The organism is Dictyobacter formicarum (assembly GCF_016587435.1).
Map to the genome: position 1 here is coordinate 186,572 of NZ_BNJJ01000014.1, position 22,117 is coordinate 208,688.

At 51.1% G+C, this 22,117-nt stretch carries 15 protein-coding genes; 7 read left to right on the forward strand and 8 right to left on the reverse strand.

The features are described 5' to 3' along the window. Positions 1-19 precede the first annotated feature (19 nt). Positions 20-2,221 (reverse strand): tetratricopeptide repeat protein, encoded by a 2,202-nt coding sequence (locus JMI88_RS23990; RefSeq protein WP_201364497.1) that lies wholly within the window; start codon positions 2,219-2,221, stop codon positions 20-22. Between the two features lie 308 nt (positions 2,222-2,529). Further along, positions 2,530-3,078: a hypothetical protein gene (locus JMI88_RS23995; protein WP_201364498.1), complete on the reverse strand. Its 549-nt coding sequence runs from the start codon at positions 3,076-3,078 to the stop codon at positions 2,530-2,532. 372 nt (positions 3,079-3,450) lie between these two features. On the opposite strand from JMI88_RS23995, the gene fmt reads away from it, so the two are divergent. Both fmt and JMI88_RS24005 read left to right on the forward strand, forming a co-directional pair. Next, the gene (fmt, locus tag JMI88_RS24000) at positions 3,451-4,425 is read left to right on the forward strand and encodes a methionyl-tRNA formyltransferase (RefSeq protein WP_201364499.1); all 975 of its coding nucleotides are present in this window, start codon (positions 3,451-3,453) and stop codon (positions 4,423-4,425) included. Between the two features lie 546 nt (positions 4,426-4,971). Further along, the gene (locus JMI88_RS24005; protein ID WP_201364500.1) at positions 4,972-6,249 is read left to right on the forward strand and encodes an MFS transporter; all 1,278 of its coding nucleotides are present in this window, start codon (positions 4,972-4,974) and stop codon (positions 6,247-6,249) included. A gap of 76 nt (positions 6,250-6,325) precedes the next feature. Here the strand turns inward: JMI88_RS24005 and JMI88_RS24010 are convergent, their stop codons facing one another. The 6 genes from JMI88_RS24010 to alaS all read right to left on the reverse strand — a co-directional run bounded on the left by JMI88_RS24010 (position 6,326) and on the right by alaS (position 16,243). Continuing rightward, a complete protein-coding gene (locus tag JMI88_RS24010) occupies positions 6,326-7,231 on the reverse strand; it encodes an undecaprenyl-diphosphate phosphatase (protein WP_201364501.1) in 906 nt (301 codons plus the stop codon). Positions 7,232-7,263: 32 nt separating this feature from the next. Beyond that, positions 7,264-8,367, reverse strand: a complete 1,104-nt coding sequence (gene mltG, locus JMI88_RS24015; protein ID WP_201364502.1) for an endolytic transglycosylase MltG — start codon at positions 8,365-8,367, stop codon at positions 7,264-7,266. 20 nt (positions 8,368-8,387) lie between these two features. Next, positions 8,388-8,861, reverse strand: coding sequence for a Holliday junction resolvase RuvX (gene ruvX / locus JMI88_RS24020; RefSeq protein ID WP_201364503.1), 474 nt, complete (start codon positions 8,859-8,861; stop codon positions 8,388-8,390). Positions 8,862-9,119: 258 nt separating this feature from the next. After that, complete coding sequence (locus JMI88_RS24025; RefSeq protein WP_201364504.1) at positions 9,120-11,765, reverse strand: baseplate J/gp47 family protein; 2,646 nt, start codon at positions 11,763-11,765, stop codon at positions 9,120-9,122. A gap of 159 nt (positions 11,766-11,924) precedes the next feature. Further along, positions 11,925-13,277 (reverse strand): cell division FtsA domain-containing protein, encoded by a 1,353-nt coding sequence (locus tag JMI88_RS24030; protein WP_201364505.1) that lies wholly within the window; start codon positions 13,275-13,277, stop codon positions 11,925-11,927. A 317-nt stretch (positions 13,278-13,594) separates the two neighbouring features. Then, positions 13,595-16,243 (reverse strand): alanine--tRNA ligase, encoded by a 2,649-nt coding sequence (gene alaS / locus JMI88_RS24035; protein ID WP_201364506.1) that lies wholly within the window; start codon positions 16,241-16,243, stop codon positions 13,595-13,597. Between the two features lie 586 nt (positions 16,244-16,829). On the opposite strand from alaS, the gene JMI88_RS24040 reads away from it, so the two are divergent. The 5 genes from JMI88_RS24040 (at position 16,830) to JMI88_RS24060 (ending at position 21,878) form a co-directional block, all read left to right on the forward strand. Further along, the gene (locus tag JMI88_RS24040) at positions 16,830-17,405 is read left to right on the forward strand and encodes an AAA family ATPase (protein WP_201364507.1); all 576 of its coding nucleotides are present in this window, start codon (positions 16,830-16,832) and stop codon (positions 17,403-17,405) included. A 668-nt stretch (positions 17,406-18,073) separates the two neighbouring features. Next, positions 18,074-18,994, forward strand: a complete 921-nt coding sequence (locus JMI88_RS24045; protein ID WP_201364508.1) for an ABC transporter substrate-binding protein — start codon at positions 18,074-18,076, stop codon at positions 18,992-18,994. Positions 18,995-19,101: 107 nt separating this feature from the next. Then, positions 19,102-19,857 carry an amino acid ABC transporter permease gene (locus JMI88_RS24050; protein ID WP_201364509.1) on the forward strand — a complete coding sequence of 252 codons (756 nt, stop codon included), beginning with the start codon at positions 19,102-19,104 and terminating at the stop codon, positions 19,855-19,857. 18 nt (positions 19,858-19,875) lie between these two features. Continuing rightward, positions 19,876-20,679 (forward strand): amino acid ABC transporter ATP-binding protein, encoded by an 804-nt coding sequence (locus JMI88_RS24055; protein WP_308438860.1) that lies wholly within the window; start codon positions 19,876-19,878, stop codon positions 20,677-20,679. A gap of 224 nt (positions 20,680-20,903) precedes the next feature. Further along, a complete protein-coding gene (locus JMI88_RS24060) occupies positions 20,904-21,878 on the forward strand; it encodes an HAD family hydrolase (RefSeq protein ID WP_201364510.1) in 975 nt (324 codons plus the stop codon). Positions 21,879-22,117: the final 239 nt, after the last annotated feature.

A 22,117-nucleotide genomic window follows, 5' to 3' on the forward strand; every position in this document is an offset into this window, starting at 1 on the left:
TAATCAGTATTGTCTGGTTTTATTGTCGCATATCTGGTGCGACAAAGCGAGAGAGTACCTGTGGTTGTATATCCAATGCTTCCGTACAGAGCCGGGTATACTTTTCCGATCCCATTTTTTGCTCAATCGCGACCAGAAACCGTTCCAGCAGGGAGGCCGTGGGATCTTGTAGCGACTGACGAATCTGTAGCGCCGCAAATATCACTGCCAGCGCCTCCTTTTGCTGACGCTGTTCATAGAGTAGCATGCCGAGATTGGTTAGAATCATACCAGTATAATGCTGGTGACGCAGTTTGGTGGCCAGCTTGAGGGCCGCAACGTAGTCATTATAGGCCTGAGTATAATCCCTTTCTTGCTGGGAGAGCAGACCCAGATTATGCAGGACAACACTCTTTAGTTGAAAATCTGGTTGCGCTGTCATTAGCTTGAGGGTGGCCTCAAAGTTCTGACGCGCCTGCTGATGCTCACCACGTATGCGCAACAGTTCTCCCTGGTTGGTTAGCGTTACAGCTTCCCCATGTTGATCGCCAATGCGTCGCTGTAAAGCCAGCGCTTGATCAAAGTAAACTTTACTCTGCTGATGCTCACCGATGCGCCCATAAAGCATGCCCACATGGCTGGCAACCGTCCCTTCATCCTGTGGCTTGAGCGTGCCAAAGGGTGGTAGCATCGCTGTATACAGACCAATCAATGTATTCCATGCGCCCCACTGCACCATGTTCTCATGCAGCCCTTCCTGGAACAACAGATCGCAGGCATGTTGCCAGCGGTGCCCCAGGCAGAGATGGCGTAGCGTTGTGATAATCGGAGCAATGTCCTGCAGACTGTTGCGCTGTTCACGTGGAGGACATAGTATGTGGATCATGTACTCATAATAGGCCGCCACCTGGACGTGCCCGGCGATTAACGCGCTTTGCAGTCGCTCTGCCTTTTCCGCGCTGGGACCTTTCGCATTCTTGTCGGGCCAGGGTGGGACATTTCCAGTCTGTCCATGCTGACTCATATCTTCCATGAAATGTTCCAGCGTATACTGGCGTAGGAGCGGATGTAAGGTATAGCCAGGTGTATGATCGTTATACTCCACGACCTGGATCACGCCAACCTGCGTTAGGAGCTTGAGCTCATGCTCAAATGCGCTGATCACATTTTCCTGCCCCTGTCGTTGCTGAGATTCAATGGTATCTCCGGTGATGGTCATAAAAATGCCTTCCTGTGAGACAGGCTCATGAAAGAGGCTGAGCGCATGAACGATTGCGTTCTGGGTTGGATTCAGAAAATAATGGATGGCAATAATCAGGTTCGCGATGACATCACCCGACCACAGGGGGCGGTAATCAGGCGAATTTAAAAGTAGATTGAGTGAAATCCCGCCGAGCTGAATCAAAGCGCTACACAGCACCAATGCATACGTATGTCCGGTGCAGCGCTGCCAGACAAATGAGAACTCTTCAGACGTACCATAGACGCCGCGGTGCTGCAGTAGCGCAACCCCTTCGGGTAGACTGATGCGTGTGACCAGGTAAGAGCGCACGCGTGGATTGCTGATTGTATTTTCATCATAAGGCGAATGATAGCCGGTCAGCAAAATGCGGCTGGAGCCCAGATCTGTTTGTAGCATATCTAAGAAGATCGAAAGCACGCCACGTCCAGCCACGCCCTGACTGGTCTCAGGGTGGAGGAACAGTTCGAATTGATTCAAAACGATTAAGGCAGTTTCCGATGGGCGACGCAGAGCGCGCAGTAACGACGAAACCTGTTGTTCAGGTTTCAGCAAAAAGAGTCCATTATCGGGCATTCCTACCGCTGCCAGAATTGCCGCAATAATATTTGGCAGCGTCGTATAAGTACCAATTGTCAGCCAGACCATATATTTTGGCGCTACCATGCCGCTATTCTTAGCCATCTGCAAGCGGCGGAAGAGCAGGGCCGCCAGCGTAGATTTGCCAGTACCAGGTGTGCCGATTAACATAACCGCACTCGTTTGCACATCACCCAACATCTGTTGGATGATATTGATCTCGTCAGCACGCTGCATCGTCGTCTGGGGATCGGTCAGTGGCGGAGTAGTCGCATTCAGGTCAAAGGCAACCACTCCTGGCTCCTTATAGGCTGGTTCGACTGGTATCGGTGTCTGTGAAAACACCGTATTGTAATTTGTTGAAGGCAATGGGGCCAAAGATTGGTCGGAGATATATTTGCCTTGTTGATCCCCCCGTTGCATGAAACAACTCCTTCTCAATAAACGTATAAACACAACTATAGCATAACCGAATTGTGCTCATAGATGATAAAATAGCCTGAAAGTCCTTGTTTATCAGCCTGGGGGCGCGACGCCTCCATTATCTTTTTTTGTATTGCAAAACAACAGGAGTTCCTTTTGAGCATCATCGGTGCTCAAAAATTATCAGGTGGTGCAAAAAATGCGCTAATCACATTTTTTGCACCACCTGATAAAAATAGCTCAAGCGCGCATGCGCCCGCCCGAGAAGGGAGCGATCCCCTTCTCCATCATAATAGGGAAAGGGATCGCTAGCGTAGTGTTTCCTGACCGACCAGCTGGTCGAGGTGGTTATAGAACTGAACCAGTAGCGGAAACCGAATCTCGGTATCATGGGCAAAGAGAACAATACTATTGGTGACAGTATCTTCGAAGTGATGTCCACTGGCATCCTGGAGACGCACACGCGTAATCTCTGATCCATTCTGAATCACTTTTCCTCGCGCCCAGAATGGACCGGCAGGGAGCTGTTCCCACGCCAATTGTAGCCGTGGTTGATGCGTGGCGGAAGGAGCGCTCTCGCGGAGTGGATTCCACTCGTCAACTATGACGGTACTACCCATGACCTCCCATTGATGACGGGCATCTTCCTGCACAAGTAACGTCTCCAACCATTGCTCGTGCGCCTGGTTTTCATATTGAATGACATGCATCTGATAATGGGCAACAGAGTGGGCCTTGAGGAATTGGATGGTTTCAGGTCGGATGCTCGTGCTGGCAGGCCCAAAGATGGCTTCATGTAATGCTTGAGAGCGAGGGAGATGTTGAATGATGGCTTCTTGGGGTGATGACCAGGACATAGCGATCTCCTTGTCTAAACTGATGGATCGGGCGAAATCTACGCATCATTATGTTCATTGTGTTTGAAGAATGCAATGCATACTAGAGAGTATATACCAAAAAGAAGCGTTGTACATGTAGATTATGTAAAATTATAGCCATCTTATGCTCTTTCATCACAACAGCATGAATAAAACAGTGGAGATTATATACAGCCTCTAAGGCGGCCGGTTAAGCGTGGCAGGCCGATAGATAAGCGTCAGTATATTGACCGCTATCGTGAGAATGTGAATTTTGAGGGGTGCTCTTTCGTGTCAAAAAAGGTATACTCGTAAAAAAAGATTGCATGTATCTTGTGCGAAGACGTTTATCGATGTAGAGGGGGACAATGTATGTTACGGATTATTTATATGGGGACGCCGCAATTCGCGGTTCCGGCATTGGAGGCATTGATTAAAGGGGCAGCTCCAGGCGAGGTCTTGCCCGAGGGCTATGAAATCGTGACTGTGATTACACGTCCAGATAAGCCAGCTGGCCGGGGCCGGGGAGTTGTCTATTCGCCGGTGAAACAAGTGGCTCTGGCACATGAGATTCCTGTCTGGCAGCCGGGCTCTTTTAAGAAGCAGGCCAATAGTGATGCGCTGGCAGAGTACAAGGCCGATCTTTATATTGTGGCGGCCTTTGGACAGATTTTGCCGCAGAAGGTATTGGATCAGCCACGCTATGGCACTTTAAATATCCATGCTTCGCTGCTACCCAAATATCGCGGCCCTGATCCAATTGCTGAAGCGATTATCCAGGGAGATCACGAGAGCGGGGTATCTATTATGCTACTCGATGCAGGCGTTGATACAGGTCCGGTACTGTCCAGGTATGCTACCCCCATCAGCGCAGACGAGACCACTGGTAGCCTGACCGCTAAGCTGGCCGAATTGGGTGCCCAGGCCTTGCTTGAAACCGTGCCCCGATGGATTGAGCGCAAGATTACTCCTGAGCCACAGGAAGAAGAGCGTGCGACCCATACGCATATGCTCACCAAAGAAGATGGTCTGATCGATTGGTCGCGACCGGCGGCTGTGCTGGCCCGTAAAGTGCGTGCTTACCAGCCCTGGCCCGGCGCCTATACGCACTGGCGTGGCAAGCTGCTAAAGATCATTAATGCCCGCCCACTTAGCGTAGAACTGACAGAAGCTGTCGCACCGGGCACCGTCGGTATTCGCGAAGAGGCTGGCCATAAAGTGATCGTTGTCGCTACGGGATCTGGCCTCTTGCTGGTCAAGCAACTCCAACTCGAAGGCAAAAAAGCCCTCGGAGTCGATGAATTCCTGCGCGGCTACGCCCACATCGCTGGCGAAGTATTAACATAGGTTCGAAGCTTGCCTCCGATTATCTCTCAATCGGAGACAAGCTTCGAACCTATGCATTTTTATTTGGGGATTGTAAAAAGGTGTATTTTCCGGTAATATATGAGTTAAAGATATATCGAAAGACTGGAGGTGCCCCAATGGGTACCAGCTTCATTCATCTCGCATAAGTGCCGCAGCGCTCATGCGAGACATCAATCTTCTCTTGATCAATAAAGTGGACCTTTTTATCGCGCCCAGAGCGTGTTGAAAAGTATGCTTTGCATGCCTTCGGCCCCTGACACTACGTGCCTTCGGAGCTCAAAAATTTTTATTTGGTGATGCATGCGGTGTGCATTTGCACACCGCATGCATCACCAAATAAAACAAAGAGTGGGGGCGTCAGCGCCCCGGGCCGAGGTTGGCGAGCCATCCCATCTCGATGGCCATGGCAGTGAAGCATGTCCTCTCTATCAGAAACGTGCGATCGGCGGCACAATATCCCCTCTGCTTTATTCCGCTGTGGAAGATTTTTTTGTTGTGCTCAAAAACGTTTCTATGGAGAAAAAAATGGACCAGGAGACATTGACCTCGTTGCCTGAGGCTGCCGTTCCGGTTGCTAAAACGCGTTCGTTTTTTCGCCGCCAGCCGCAGTTTAGTCTGTTGTGGACCGGTCAGACGCTGTCGAAGTTTGGCTCGTACATTTCAGGCTCTGGCTTGCCGCTTATTGCCATCCAGTTTTTACAGGCGGATCCACTGCAACTGGGCGTGCTGGTTGCCTGCAATTCGCTACCCGTTTTGTTGATCAGCCTTTTCGCTGGTGTCTGGATCGATCGCTTACCACGCAGGCCAGTGATGATATGCGCTGACCTTGGACGTGCCGCTCTGCTATGCACTATTCCACTACTTTATCTGGCCAGCGTCCTGCGCATAGAAGCGCTGTACCTGGTGACGCTGGTAGTCAGTGTCTGTACGATCTTTTTTGAGATCGCACACCGTTCGTTGATACCTTCTCTGTTGCAGGGTGATGATCTTATCATTGGAAATAGCCGCCTGGGTGTTAGTGACGCATTGGCTGAAATTGCCGGACCTCCGTTCGCATCCTGGCTCTTGCAACTGCTTCGAGCTCCGCTGGCCCTGCTCATCGACGCCAGCACGTTTTTAATCTCAGCGGCCTGCGTCTGGCGCCTACGGCTTCCTGAACGTCCTGTGACATCCGCAGCTGAGCGTGTACCGATCTGGCAAGATCTGCGGGCTGGGGTGCAATTTCTGCTTGGCCAGCCCTATCTAAGAGCCATTGCGGCCTATACCGCCCTCTTTAACTTTTGCGGCGGCACCTTTGCCACGCTCTATATGCTGTATCTCTTGCGCACCTTGCAACTATCATTGCTAGATTATGGGCTGGTCGTGATGATGGGAGGGATTGGCAACCTGCTGGGTGCGTGGATGGCGGTAAAAGTAGCGCGCCGCTTTGGTCCAGGCCGCACCATGATTGGCTCTACACTGTTGTTTGGCCTGATGGCTGTGGTAACAGCTCTGGCGGCCGGTCCTGTCTGGCTGATAGTGGCAATCCTGATGCTCACCCAGCTGACAGGTGATTGTGCGCTGACCATCTATGCCGTCAATGAAATCAGCTGGCGCCAGAGCCGGGTCCCCGAAACGTTGCAGGGGAGGATCAACTCATGTATGCATCTGTTACAGGAGGGGATTGGTCCTCTGGGAGCGATTGTAGCGGCGTTATTCAGCCAGATCAACCACGATGTGCGTCTAACACTGGTGTGTGGCGCCATTGGTATGACGCTGGCCTCACTCTGTCTGCTACTATCCCCCTGGCGCAAACACCCATAAGCACCAAACAGGACGACCGCCGAGCTTTCACTGACTCGGCGGCTGTCCTGTTTTGAATTGTGTTTAGACGGATATTTTAGACATGTAATACAGTGGCGAACAAGACCAGGGTGACCAGGCCGACGATCCAGCAATAATAGGCGAAGGGATCGAGGCGCCCTTTTTCAAAGTATTTAGTCAAAAATGCCGTACTTAAGTAAGCTGCAACTCCTGAAAGCATCATACCGAAGATAATCAGCCAGAAAGGGAATAACTTTTGATGGAAGAGTACAGGTACTTCAAGCGCCGCGGCGGCCAGAATAATTGGTGTTCCCAACAGGAATGAGTAGCGGGCTGCATCTTCGTGGGTCAGGCGCACACCCAGTCCGGCAACGATCGTGGTGCCGGAGCGCGAGAAGCCAGGAATCAGAGCCAGCGATTGTGCCAATCCGACCAGAATGGCCTCTTTGAGTGAGAGTGTCTTTAGCGAACGAAAATGTGCTTCGCGTTCCCTGGGCGGTAGCGATTTGAGATTGGCCTCTGAGCGGCGGCGCAAGGCCTCACCGATGAAGAGTACCGAGCCATTTAAGAAGAGGAATGCGGCGACAATTTGCGGCTCCGAAAATAAGTTTTCTAGTTTATTTTTGAGCAGAACTCCTAGCAGACCGGCCGGGATGGTTCCAACGATGATTAGCCAGCTAACCCACTCTTCGGTGCCACGTGTGATCTTGCGAGTGACAACAGTGTTGCCCAGGGTTTTTAGGACCTGTAGCCAATCACGCCAGAAATAGATGATCAAAGCAATACTGGTGCCCAGGTGGAGGGCCACCACCACAGGTAGGAAGCAGCTCTTGCCTCCACATGCGGTACCCCCGGCCAGATCCCCCCAGCCTACTAAGTTTGGAATGATGACGGTGTGCCCGAGGCTACTGATTGGGAATAGCTCTGTTACACCCTGTAACAGAGCCAGGACAACCGTCTTAATAATCTGCATTAGATCCATGTTATATTAACTCTCTTTTATCGAAGCGCTCCCTATCGAACGCCGTGTTTATTCATCTCTGCCTCGAATTGCTGGATGGTAGCCTGATAATAGGTTTTTCCATCGTCTTTAGCTGCAAAGAAGAAGAGATAATCGGTATTAGCCGGATTGGCGGCAGCTTTCAGACTGTCCAGACCCGGGCTACAGATTGGTGTAGGGGGCAGGCCAGTAATGTTATAGGTATTCCATTGACTATTGGGTGCGATTTTTGAGCCACTATCGGCCAATGGCTGCCAATATGTGGTTGGTGGATGCTCGGTATCGCGTGCATATTGAACAGTGGGATCGGCCTGTAGTTTGCCGCCGCCGGTCTGCTCTTTGCCATTAGTTGTATAGATCCGGTTCCAATAGACGCTGGCGATTTTGCTCTTATCGTCGTGGATACCTGCCTCACGCTCGACTATAGAGGCAAGGGTGAGAAAATCGTACAGCTTCATATTGTGCTTTTGCGCAGCCTGATCGAGATGATTTTTACTAATATTATCAGTCATCTCGGTCAACATACTATTGATTAGATCCCGGGCCGTGGCTTTAGGTGAGAGCTCATACGTATCGGGGAAGAGGAGGCCCTCCATACTGCCATTTTCAGGCACGTTCTTGAGAATAGAGTATTTGCCGGCGTCGGGAAATTTATTGATATGTTTGGTGTAGGTCAAAAATTGCGTTTTGCTGAAATTAGGTAGATTGGCATTAGCCGCCATATTGGCGATCTCTTCGAGACGTTTGCCTTCTTTTACCAGCACTAGAATTGCATCCGGGCGGCCATTTTGCAGCGTATCAATGATACTGCTGATAGTCATATTAGGGCTAATCTGTTTGTAAACGCCAGCCTCTAGTTTTGTATCTAGACCTTTGATGCGGGCCCAGATAGTAAAGGCGAAGGCATTGCGAATGACGCCCTTGCTTTGCAAATCATTGGCGATTTCTGGAGTGGTTTCGCCTGGCTGAATATCGATTGTCACATTCGTCGTACTGTTGCTAACGGGTTTTAAAAAAATATCGGTGACATTATTCCAGACAAAGAGCATTCCCAAAAAGATTAGCATCCCTACAACGAGGACTGAGAGAATAGCTGCTCGTGATCTAGGTCGTCTCATGCGTTTGTTCCCCTCATGGGTTATTTACCCAGATGATCCAGGTAATCCTGAAGAATGACTGCCGCGGCTAATGCATCAATTTCGTGACCGCGTCGACGTTTTTTGCCCTGGGGACGTTGCCGCCCACCATCACGTCTCTGATGCCTATCCCTTCCATCCTGACCACGTTGCGTAAGGAGGCGTTGAGCCTCAACCGTTGAAAGGCGTTCATCCCAGAACGTCACTGGGAGCGTGATATGGCGTTTCATGCGCTCAACAAAGGCCTGTATCCTTTGTCCTTGTCCATGAATCTGCCCATCCAGGCTGATGGGTAACCCTACCACGAGACCTTCTGCCTCAAGTTCATTGATGAGCTCTTGGATGGTTTCCCAGGTTTTTTGCTCGTTACGGGTCACATGTATGGTTTTATAGGGAGATGCTAAAAAACCGTTGGTATCGCCAGTTGCAACTCCTATGCGGGCATCTCCGACATCCAAAGCTATCAATCGAGTCATATGGTATGTTCCTGATATTCCCGGATTGCTATGTTATTAGCCTGCTATACAATAATCTTTTATCAAGATTTATCGGCCATCTATTGTATTTCCCGAAGGTTGTTTTCGGGGTGTTGTTGTTGGACATAATTCATCCACCATACAGCATTGTAGCTAAGCATGGTTTATTCTGTCCAGTCGACACTATCCTCGTAGCAGATTCTGGTTATTTATTTACCGCTGCATGGAATGTGTTTTGAGCGCTGAAGGCGCGAACAGTCAGGCTTTAGCCGGGACCATGCCTGGCACAACTTTAATATCTATATGATTTGAATAAAAGGGGAGATACGGAAAGAAACCCGGCTGGATATCGATATGCGTATCCTGAATCCCTTTGTTATTTGATTTGAGCAGATGGCTGGCTGAATCCGGTCTCTGGCCTGCGATTTGTTGGCGCAAGATATTAGCATCAAATGCGCCACCTACCGGGGCGGTCGCGACATAGTCCAGTTTCAAGCCAGTTTTGCCCGCAGGCTGTTGTTTCAGCTTGCTGATGCTGATAGGCTGTCTGGCATCATTTAAGATCACATCCTGACTGAAAGCCTTGTCTTTTTTCATGGCACTGCTGAGCTGTGTTCTGGCCGCATTCTGTAAGTCGCTATTGTTGACGAACAGGACTGTTGCTTTGACACTGATTTGCGCCGGAAAGGTCTTACCACTCTCGATAACAGTATCTTTGGCCGGTGGATTGATCAGGGTATCTGTCGTGGTGAGAGGACCAATAGCACCATTCTGTGGCAAGCTTTTGATCCAGGTATCGATCTGGCCCTGCAATTGTTTGTGCAGGTCGTTACGTGCATTGGTCAGGTCTTTGTCGGCTATGGCCGCGACAGGTTCCATGCCGCCACCCTTGATGTCGTCGATACTGGTAACGCTTAGCTTGAGTTGGGCAGCAGTAGTATTATTGGTTTTTGCGATACTATCCAGGCTGGTGTCTGGAATCAACGTGACGCTACCTGCCGGTACATTTCCGCTCTCGCCCGCTTTGACCGCCTCGACTGGAACAGGCAATGGCACGTTGGAGCAGAGGGTCTGTTTGGGAATAGAGACCTCGGCGGTCGTTTTAAACAGCACGCCATTAACTCCAGGGGTAGACACCTCACTTCCTGTGGGAATGATGATATCTGTATCCCCATTATTGCTGAAGCAGACATTGCCTTTGGCCTTGGCTGTGCCGACTAATTTGGTGCCAGTCACCGGTTCGGGACTCGTTTTGGTAAACTCGTGGACCAGTTGATGGGCCGGGATGCTTCCCTGGGTCGGCTCTAGCGCGGCCAGGGTGCTGACAGGATGAGAATAATTGCGGGCAGCAATGGTGATCGTAACTGTGGCCGTTGGCAAGAAATAAGCTCCCAACGCCAGGGCAAGAAACAGACAGATAATGGCGGCCGCAATGATCCAGACCAGTGTGTTGCGGCGTTTTTGACGTGGTTTGGCCAGTGTTTGCGACTTACGAGAACGTAGACCCTTCGAAGGTCGTCCCGCTGGCGGTCGCCGTGATGATGTGAGGACGCCAGAGGGGCGCGCCTGACGCTGATCGGCAGCGGCTGGACGCTGCATCTGGCCGCTTCGGGCACCATAAGTCCTTGGTCGCTCTTCCGGTAGTGGAATCAGGTCAGGGTTTTTATGGCTTGTACGCGAGGGTGGCTCATAGGTAAACGTGCCACGCTCTTTGACCTGTGTAGGCCGATCCTGGATCGGCAGCAAATCATCATCATCCAGGTCTTCAGCGCGCAGGCGTTGAGAGGGAGCATGCGACACCTTAAAGGCGGCTGGTGGTGGCGGAGGCACCATTTTCCCAGAACGTCGCTGGCGCGTGGGTTCAGCGTCCTGGCGTGGTCGCTCACGTGGTCTGGTTTCTTTCCTGGTCGCCTGGCGCTCCCGATTTTGGGCACCCCGCGGCCTGGGTGCAACTATCTCGTCTCCATCCTCATCAATATTGAAATGATTTCCAATGATGCTGGTAGGCGCTTCAGCCACATCCTGAATGATGTGATCATAGTGGTGATCTGGACTCTCGATTACCGCCTCGCCACGCTGTTCGACTGATGGCGGAGGCTGTTTATCCTCCATCAACAGGAATGGATCGTCGTCCTCGTCCGCATCCAATGAGCGGTAGGGAGTGTGTGTTCTAGGAGCCTGTGGCTCAACTTCAGTTGAGGTGCGCGTCCCGGGTGCCCCCAAACCGGGCTCACTATTGGACTTGCCCGCGGCCTGGCGAATATCCTGGGTCAGGGCGTAATCCTCCAGTAGCAGATCAGGCTCCTCGATTTGATCTGGAGCGAGGGGCCTGATAGGGGGCGTTGTATGGTGACTACCATAATCGTATGCGTCTTCATAGCTCTCGTCCGGAAATTGAAAGGTGGCCGGATCATCAACTGGAGGCTGAAGAGGTTGCTGGCGTAGCTGGTCGCGCGCGTTCTCCCGATTGTCGCGGTTGGCGAGATTGGATGAGTTGCGCGCGCCGGCCTGACGTGGCCGTAGTGTATTGGTGCTACGTGCCGTGCGTGCGCCGGTGGGACGCTGGCTGGGGTTAGCGGGTCGAGCGCGATTGGTGGTTCCACTACGCGCTGGCCGACCCGTAGGACGTGAGCGTCCTTGCTGCGATGATTCAAGCGAATGGGCAACTGTGAATTTCACTGCATGGGCAACAGAACGTACCTGGGGATCTGAACTGACAATCAGGACATCCTTTCCCAATTCACGCGCGCGGGCATAAAGGAGTTTCCAGGCCACGTGACTACGCAATTGTGTCTGGGCTGGTACCACTAAGGTGACTTTCCGGGTTTGTAGCTTTTCCAGGCGTTCACGCACAGTTGTCAGATCATCATCCGGGCTAATATAGATTGTTTGCTCATCACTCATAATAAGCCCTTTCACCCCCTAATGGCCTACTTCCTCGAAATTACAATCAGAGCGCATTTGCCCTGGGCTGATGTTTTTTGTTCTATCGATGTGAAGGGAGAGAGGGATTACGCATCGGGCTCGCTGCATCATGTCGAGAATCCTTTGCTGGTGGATTGTCTAAATATGCATGTTGTTAATGACGCGATCCAGTGCTCTTTCCAACACATTATTATCGTTATTTAGTTCAACGGCCTGATAGGCCAGGGCCATTGGCGTAATATCTTGCCCGCTTTCCAGCATTCCTTCATTGTCCAGAATGCTGCCGACCATTTCTGGTTGTACAGCGCGGATAATGGGTTGGCGCGAGAAGGGCAAACGCTCGGTCCATGGGAACGCCTCCAGGCGTTGATGCAGATCCACCAGGGCAGATCCACCGCCGACGATATAAATTGCTGGCGGAAGTAACTCGCCCTTAGAAAGCTCTTCAATCAGCAGCTCGACGCTATCCATCCAGGTCTGGCATTCTGGCGCCAGGATAGCCTGTATTTCATCGTGGCTACTCCCTTTAAGCTCGCCGTTGCTATAACTGATCTTGAGCCGCTCTGCCTCTTTGATCGGGATGCCTTTGCTGGTAGCAATGCGGCGCGTAAATGCACGGCCACCCAGGGCGAAGACACGCGTCTCTTCGATACCACCCTGGCGCACCAGTGCGATGTCAGTAGTACCACCGCCAACATCGATGAAGATAGCCCCGCTGTCCGCGCTGGCATTACTACTCAAGCAGCGGGCCAGTGCGTAGGGTTCAGCTACGATCGTCACCAGGGTCAGATCGAGGCCCTGGGCCACCGTTTCAATGGCGCCTAACTGTGTTAATGGCGCGAAAGCGCTGAAGAGCGTTAAGGCAAAGTGACGGCCACGGAAACCGATGGGATTTGTCACCAGTTGCCCGTCGATGCGCACCGAGATGACGGCGGCATTGGTCAGGCGAACATCGATATTGCCATAGCCAGTTTCAGCGGCAATACGCTCCTTGGCCATTTTAAGCAAGCGCTCTTGTGCCGCAGTAATTAAAGATTCCAGTTCTTCCGCAGTAATTTGTTTCGTGGGTTGTGCTCGTTGTTTGCTGACCGTTGTGGAACTGCCCTTGACTAGCTCACCGGCAATGCCAATCACCGCCGAAGGGGCAATGACACCGCCAGCCGCCTGCTCTGCCTTGAGCAAAGCTTCGTTACAATTGGCGATCACCCCTGGGATGTCGGTCACAATACCATCCGACATATGTGCGTAACTCTGTGGGTGACGCCCAACTCCTAATACTTCCGCATGATCACCGCGCACTTCAACGATCATAGCTTTAGCAAAGGCTGTCCCGATATCGAGTGCTGTGAAGAGCTGACGCTGGCTGCCTATGTCACCTGGATCTTCATCATCGTATTCATCATCATATGCATAGTCCTGCTCCAGGTCAGCATAGTCATCTGCCCGTGATCCCGTAAATAAATCACGCAGACGTTGCAAGAGATTTTTCATTTATCCATCCCAAAATTATTGCTCCACTCGCTGCCAGCTCTGCTTGAGCAGCTTTCTCGTGCGTTGGGCTATCTAAGGCATTCGTTTACTTTATAGCACAAAAATTGCTTTATTGGCAAAATTGATAATTACACCAGCCAGGCTGTTCCTTTGTTATAACGTATCCTCATGGCATAAGGTTGCGTGGCTATCTCAAAAATACTTAATGCTTGGTGTATCGGTAGAAATATCTCTATATTTTTGCTTGAAAAACCTGCGTTGCGCCAACAGCGAGAGGGGAGGCGATGGAGAGCATCGCCTCCCAGCTAACAGCAAGCCTACTTGAGATTATCACGCACGAAGGCTTTAGCAAGTTCCAGGGACGGCTGAATAGCCGTTTTGTCCTTACCACCACCCTGGGCCGAGTCTGGTCGGCCGCCTCCTTTGCCGCCCAGGCGTTCGCCAACCACACCGGCCAGTTTGCCCGCGTGCAGTCCGCGTTTGGTCAGTGTCTGATGAATATTGACCTGCAGGGCAATGCGTTCGCCGAGGTCGCTGGCCAGAACCACCACGCCCGGCTGCGCTAATTTGCTGAGTATGGTCTCGCCCATATCGCGCAAGATTTTGGCATCCGGGGCAGTCACGCTGGCGGTGACCACAGGGATACCCGCTACATCCTGGGCCTGCTGAACCAGATTCTGCGCCTGAGACTTGGCCTCGTTGCGCTGGTACTGCGTGATCTGGCGGCGCGCGCCAGCCAGGTCCTGTAACAGTTGCTCGATACGCGGCTCAACCTGCTCAGATTGTACCTGCAGGAGGGCGGCGATCCTGTCGACTGTCTCGCGTTTCTGGCGCAGATAGTTTTCTGCTGCGCGGCCAGTTAAGGCCTCAATACGGCGGATACCGGCGGCGATACTTGTCTCCTGGACCGTAACGTAGGTGCCAATCTGACCGGTGGTGGCACAGTGGGTGCCGCCACATAGCTCGATACTACTGCCCATCGAAACCACGCGTACCATGTCATCGTATTTCTCGCCAAAGAGGGCCATCGCCCCAGTCTGCATGGCATCCTGAATCGGCATGATTTTGGTCTGCACCGGATAGTTGGCGCGGATCCATTCATTGATCTGGGTGTCGATGTGGACCAGGTCTGCACTGTTTAGCGGACGTGGACTGGTGAAGTCGAAGCGCAGGCGCTCTGGTTCAACCAGCGAGCCACGCTGCTGCACCTGGCTTCCTAGCCGATCACGCAGGGCTTTGTGGAGCAGATGGGTAGCGCTGTGGTTGCGCATAGTATCCGCGCGGCGGCGCTCAATAACATCCGCCTGGATGCTATCGCCAACACGCAGGTGTCCCTCGGTTAATTGGCCATAGTGGGCGATCAACCCTTTGATTGGACGGCGCGTGTCCTGCACCTGGAAGTTGCCCAGCGGTCCTGTGATATCGCCATGGTCGCCGATCTGGCCACCACTTTCGGCATAGAACGGGGTTTTGTCCAGAATAACCAGGGCCTGCTGGGGCGCGCTGATATCTGTCACTTCTTCGCCATCCACCATCAGCGCCACTACTTTGCTACTGCTGACCAGGCCAGTATAGCCAAGAAACTCTGTGGTTCCCTCACGCTTCAAAATCTCGGTCAGTGCCCGATCATCCTGGGCCTGACTGAAGGCGTTGCTGGCACCGGCGCGACTGCGCTCCTGCTGGCGCTGCATCGACTCTTCAAAGCCAGAAGTATCGACACTGAATCCATGCTCGGCCGCGATTTCTTGCGTTAATTCGACGGGGAAACCATGGGTATCGTAGAGGCGGAACACCTCTTCGCCCGGGATCACCTTCTTATGCTGCTGCTGCAAATCGGCCAGCAGTTCATTGAGCAGGTTGAGACCCGTATTGAGTGTCTGGCTAAACTTCTTTTCTTCCTGGCTTAGCACCTCGATGATGCGCTCGCGCTGGGTTTTGAGCTCGGTATAATGCTCGCCCAGCAGATCGATGACGGTATTGGTCGCCTCAGCCAGGAAGGGTTTGTCCAGTCCGAGCAGCTTGCCATGACGGACCGCGCGTCGCAGGATACGGCGGAAGATATAGCCACGGCCCTCGTTACTAGGCAGTACACCATCCGCAGCCAGGAAGACCAGGGCACGGCCATGATCTGCGATCACGCGCAAAGACGTATCGGTTTTAGCACTCTGACCATAAGGAGTTTCGGTAATCAGAGCAAAGCGATCAATAATTGTGCGCAAGAGATCGGTATCGAAGACTGATTCCTTGCCTTGTAGCACCATCGTCAGGCGCTCCAGGCCCATGCCTGTATCGATATTGCGGCGCGGCAACGGCGTACGCGTGCCATCCAGGTCCTGGTAGAACTGCATAAACACCAGGTTCCAGATCTCCAGGAAACGCTCGCATTCACAGCCGGGCTTACAGTCGGCGGTGCCACAGCCATATTCGACGCCCCGATCATAATAAATTTCCGAATCGGGACCACAGGGACCAGAGGCTCCGGGAGGTCCCCACCAGTTCTCATCCAGGCGTACAATGGCTTCATCGGCATAGCCAGCAATCTCATGCCAGTAGCGTGCCGCTTCGTCATCCTCGGGATGCACCGTTGGATGCAGCCGATCGGCTGGCAGATTGACAACTTTGGTCAGGAATTCCCAGGCATAAGCGATGGCCTCACGCTTAAAATAATCTCCGACCGAAAAGTTTCCCAGCATCTCAAAAAAAGTTAACGTACGCTGATTGCCAACTTTATCGATATCTGTCGTGCGAAAACATTTTTGCGCAGAGGTCATGCGTGCCGCAGGAGGAGTCTCACGGCCCAGGAAGTAAGGGATCATCTGCTGCATACCAGCGGTGGTCAACAATACTGTGGGGTCATTATGCGGCACGAGAGATGAACTAGGCATTTTTACGTGGTCTTTACTGGCAAAGAAATCCAGGAATCGCGCACGTATTTCGGTTCCTGTTAAGGTCGTATCAACGGACACAGCATCCTCCTCGGTAAAATCGGTGTATGATGAATAGAATGTGTTTACCTGCAACATTCCATGAATAGTATCTATCGTAATGGTCTAAACTGGCTTCTATTGTTGTGTGAGTGCCTCTGAATGCGCATGCGCAAATTCAGGAAAAGGGCTCCCGTTGAGGCGAAACCTCTGAGCGCCACACACACGGTAGTATATCAATTTCTATACCGGAATGTCTACAGTAATGAAGCGCTTCCACATGTTCTACATTTGTTGAAACGGTCGGGCCTGTATGCGCTCTTCTTATTCGATGCAAATTGATGAATAATCCTGCCTGCATGTCACGGTTTTATGGATGGGTAGAGTTGGATGCATGTTATTAACGATGTAAATCTGAGATTGATACACGCAGGAAAAACACAAAATACGTTCCCTTTTCTGAACCATTTTTGTTGTATTCTGGACCAAAAAGAGAGATTTCACTAATAGTTCAGGTTATATTATTGAGTGTAATGATAGACTGTGCTCGTGACTTTTATGTAACGGGCGCTAGCATTAATTATTCTATTATGCATGTTAAGCAGATAGATAAAGGAGAAGGTCTCTCATGGAAAATGGTTCTGAGCAGCAAGTTCAGCGTATTGACCTGCCTGAGCGAACGTTGATAGTGTTGTGTGGTCCAGCCGGCGCAGGCAAAAGCACGTTTGCACGTACATTTGTGGGGCAGCACCATCAACAAGGATATCGAATGACTTCCATCGTTTCATCCGATTATTGTCGGGCCTTGATTTGTGATGATGAGACAAATCAGCAGGTGAATAGAGACACATTTGATCTTTTTTATTACATTATCCATAAAAGAATGATTCAGGGTCGGTTGACGATTGTGGATAGCACTGCCTTGCAGGTAGAGGCACGCCAGCGTTTACTGGATCTAGCTGTGCGTCATCATTATGTAACCTGTCTGTTTCTATTTAATATCTCGCTTGAAACCTGCCTGAGGTATGATCAGCACCAGGCACGCGGACGTATTGTGGGGGAGCAGGTCATCAAGTATCATTTCTCGTTGCTAAAGCAGGCATTGCGCGATGTACCTCAGGAAGGTTGGAATATGATCTATATCCTGGACGAGCAGCATTCATTTCCAGAAATCCATGTGGGTGAAGCGCAACCATCATCTTGAGCAATGTCTGAATTTCTTCTCAATATAGCATAGCATTGATAGTGGTTTGCCACACCAGCACATCGTCGCTTTAGCATTTCATTGCACCGTTTCTCTATAGGCCAGATACGTTGTCGGGCCTTTTTTTGTTTTCCAGGGGATCTCTAGATGTGACTATACATCTCAGCTGTACGTGAAAATAAGCAGGCAAACAGTAATAATTATTTTATAGAGGTCCATATCTATGATCGCTGATTTTCGCCCGAGCAAAAAATCACTTTCTTAATGAGCGCTGGCGCTCCCAAATATTTTGTCGCGCCATCGGAGCTCAAAAATATTGAGCATGAGTTGCTAGTACAATTTAATCATTGAACGGTTGAGCTAACTTTTATTGCCTGTTTCTGCCAGTTTTTATAAGCCGGCAGGGCTATTTTCAGTAGCGATTTGAGCGTAAGCGTGACTTCCTGTGAGATACTGGTTATATTTGAACGTAGATTACATAATATGGATTAGTCATCCTGAGGCTACGTATCTCGAACTTAACGGAGTATGTTCTCTCGTTTTTTTGTGCTGCATTGTTGCTACGAGAGCCATAGTTAAGTGGTTGAAACTACCCTATTTTCATCGTCATTAGCACGAAAAACGAACTATTTACTCGTATTATTTGTAAAATTGGAGGTCTCCATTCTATGCTATCTCCTAACTGTACCCATGCCCGGCGCCTACCTTTGTTAGGACTCTTGCTGGCATCTATTCTGTCACTACTCCTGGCCGCCTGCGGCGGCAGCCCTGGCACTGCTGGCGGCCCCGCAGCTAACCCCACTCCCCCTGCCAAGCCTAACGTCGCAGCTCCAACGGACCTGAAGACTCCGGGTACCTTGCTGGTTGGTAGCGATACCACCTATACACCGATGGAGTTTGTTGACACCAAAACCAATACATATGTTGGTTTTGATCTTGACCTGATCAAAGCCATGGGACAACGTATGGGATTAAAAGTGGTTATTCAGAAGACCAGTTTCGATACGATTTTTGATGATCTGAGGAACAAGCGTTTTGACGTGGTAATCTCCTCTGTTACCATCAACGATAAGCGCAAACAGACCTTTGATTTTGTTCCTTACTTCAATGCAGGTGAGTCCCTGCTGGTTCCCAAAGGCAATCCAAAGAATTTGAAAACTGTTGCTGATCTGTGTGGCCTGAACGTTGGCGTGCAGACCGGGACTGTTGAAAAAGATGACCTGGATGCAGCTACCAAAGCCTGTCAGAAGGCTGGCAAACCCGAAATCAAGCAGACTGTGTTGCAGTCACAAACAGATGTGGTACAATTGCTGGCAAATGGACGAGTCGATGCTACATATCAAGACTCTCCTGTTACCGACTACTATAACAAAATCAATCCAGGTCAGTTCGAGGTTGGCGGTTCAGTGGTGAATGCAGCCCCTTATGGGATTACTATTCGCAAAGGTGATAGCTCTATGCTAACCGCCATGCAGAAATCGTTTGATGCCGTCAAAACCGATGGCACGTACAATAATCTTTTCAAAACCTGGGGCTTTTCCGATCAGCAAAAGGTTTCCTATATCCAGCGGCAGGAGACTTTAGCCTGAGATCAGCAGCGCTGTTAAGTTAAGCCTTCTACCATCCCCGCTCCTCGCCTCAATGATTTTTTTATCTATGAGAGGCGAGGAGCATGTAGTTTTTTAGGAGGATTGCTATGTTGTTCCGTTGGGACCAGGTCTGGTACTATCTTTTTCAGGATCCCAACCTCTACTTTTTGCATGCCGCCTGGATCACACTGTGGATCTCGGTCGTCGCGCAGGCGGTAGGAATTATACTGGGTTTCTTTTTAGCGCTTATGCGTACATCGAAATATCCATTTCTGGTGTGGCCAGCCCGTGCCTATATCTGGTTCTTTCGCGGCAGTCCTCTGCTGGTTCAGGTGCTGTTATTGTGGGCTGGCTTGCCAAAGGTCTTTCCGGGGGCGCTCCTACCTGCTTATGCCTGTGTCTTAATTTCCTTTTCGCTCAATGAAGGCGCCTATATGTCTGAGATCATTCGTGCCGCCCTGGGTTCGGTGGACGCAGGTCAGATGGAGGCAGCCAAAGCGCTGGGCATGCGCTACGGTCTAGCCATGCGCCGTATTATTGTTCCGCAGGCCATGCGCGTCATTATTCCTCCTCTGGGAAACGAATTCAATAATATGCTCAAAACCACCTCCATTGCTTACGTAATTGGTGTGATGGAATTAACCGGTACCGCCCAGGTTTACGGCTCTCAGACCTTTATTACCTTTGAGCTCCTGGTTGTTGCCACGATCTATTATCTTGTATTAACTACTATCTGGGAGTTTATCCAGCGCTGGATCGAGAATCGCTTCGATCCCGATCGAGGTAATGTCGCGGTTGCGGTTGCGCAAGAGAAAAGTACGCTGAAACGCCTGACTGGTTTTGGTTCACAGACAGCCAGATAAGGTTGAGGAGGTATGGGAATGACTACAGACACAACAATTAACGACCCTCAGACAAACCAGGTCAGCGAAATGGTGCGCACAGAGAAGCTTGTGAAGCGCTTTGGCTCTAATGTTGTATTGAATGGCGTGGATTTCTCGGTTGCACGTGGCCAGGCAGTGGTGGTGATTGGCCCGAGTGGCTCTGGTAAAACAACGTTATTACGCTGTCTCAATCACCTGGAGAAAATTGATGATGGGCGTATTTATATTGATGGACAATTAGTAGGCTATCGTGAGCAGAATGGCCTCCTGGTTGAGGACAGCGAGGTTAATATAGCGCGTATGCGTGCGCAGATCGGCTTTGTGTTCCAACGCTTTAATCTCTTTGCTCATAAGACGGCGCTGGAAAATATTATCGAGGCTCCCATCCATGTGCTGCGCCAGCCCAAAGGCGAGGTAATCGAGCGCGCACGCATGTTGCTGGACAAGGTAGGGCTCTCCAACAAAGAGAATTCTTATCCTCATCGACTCTCGGGTGGTCAGCAACAACGTGTAGCCATTGCGCGTGCACTGGCCATGAATCCCAAACTGATGTTGTTTGACGAAGCAACGTCCGCGCTGGACCCCGAACTGGTGGGCGAGGTACTCAAAGTGATGCGTCAACTGGCTGAAGAGGGCATGACGATGGTAGTGGTCACCCATGAAATGGGTTTTGCCCGAGACGTCGCCGACCACGTCGTTTTCATGGATCAAGCTCAGATTGTCGAACAGGGTCCGCCCGAGCAAATCTTTGGCGAGTGCCATAACGAGCGTACCCGCAACTTCTTGAGCCGCGTTGTCTAAACACATATCGTTGCCGTAAATGAAGTCACTGTCCGGCTCCATCAAGCGTGTAGATTGGAGAGAGACTCATTTACGGTTCCCCTAAACTGGTAAATATGTCTCCCTTTTCTCTTTTTTTCATTCTCTATAATCTATCTGTTATACAATAAAGAAAAAGGTAGAGATTGTCATATGAATGGCACTGCTTGAGCGGTGCCTTCTTTGTTGAAAGGGCCTGAACAATCATGACGACCCCGGTAATCTGGAAAAGACCGGATCTGCTAGTACCCCAGCCTTTTGATACATTGTTGTTCGATGTGGATGGTGTGTTGATTGAGACTGTGAACTCTTTTCGCGCCGCTAACATTGCAGTGACTGATTATATTGTTGGCACGTTGAATGGGTTGCAGTGGAATCGTGCCGAGCAGCTGACTTCGGTTACGCAAGAAGATATCAGTATTTTTAAGCAGGCTGGTGGCTTCAATAGTGATTGGGATATGTGTTATCTGCTCTCTGCATTGGCTACCTCGCGATTGCGCGAGTGGCGGGATAGCGCGCTGGCCAGGCGCAGTACCGAGGAGTGGGGGGTACTGGCCCACGCAGCCTCGCAGGCTGGCCAGAGTGGCCGTGCCTGGGTCGAGTCTGTTTTTCCGGCTAGCGCCCTGACCGATTACGCGGTGGTTGTAGATGTATTTAATGAGAGCTACTGGGGTGCCAGCGAGCTGCGCCGCCGTTTTGGCTGTGATGCGCGCTATTTGCCACAGGCCGAGGGATATGTGCAGAACGAGAACATGCTCTATACTCCCGATTTTTTTGAGCAGTTGCGCCAGGCCGGCGTTGCTCATCTAGGAATGATCACTGGACGTATTGGAGCCGAAGTTGACAGCGCGATCGAACGCATGGAGGCCTATAGCGGCAAGCGCTGGTGGGACGTGATTGTTCCGGCTGACCTTTATGCTAAGCCCGATCCTCAGGCGTTGCGCTATGCTTTGAGCCAGGTAGGTGGTCGTGGTGGTCTCTATATCGGCGATACCGCAGATGATTTTGACCTGGTCAGACGCTACAAAGCCGATAAAACAGAGGTCGAAGCACCAATACTGGCTGCCATGGTAGTAAATCAACAGGAGATTGCGCTCTATCAGAGCAGAGGGGCCGACCTGCTGGTCCATTCGGTTGAGGCACTGCTAGATTTTCTTGCCGTCTCTGATACGCTTCGCTAGTATACTGTCAGCTTTCCAGTGCACTAGAAAGCTGAGCACCCCCGCACGGCTCGGGCGCATGCGCGCCCGAGCCATTTTTATTCGTTGGTGCAGCATTCGCGCAAGCGCGAATGCTGCACCAACGAATAAAAAAACATTGAGCGGCGCAGGCGCGTAGCGTCAGGGGCCGAAGGCGCGAACCCTATAGCTTTCAGACACATCGTTAAAAAGCGGATCGTTAGTTAAAGGAGCAAAAAAAC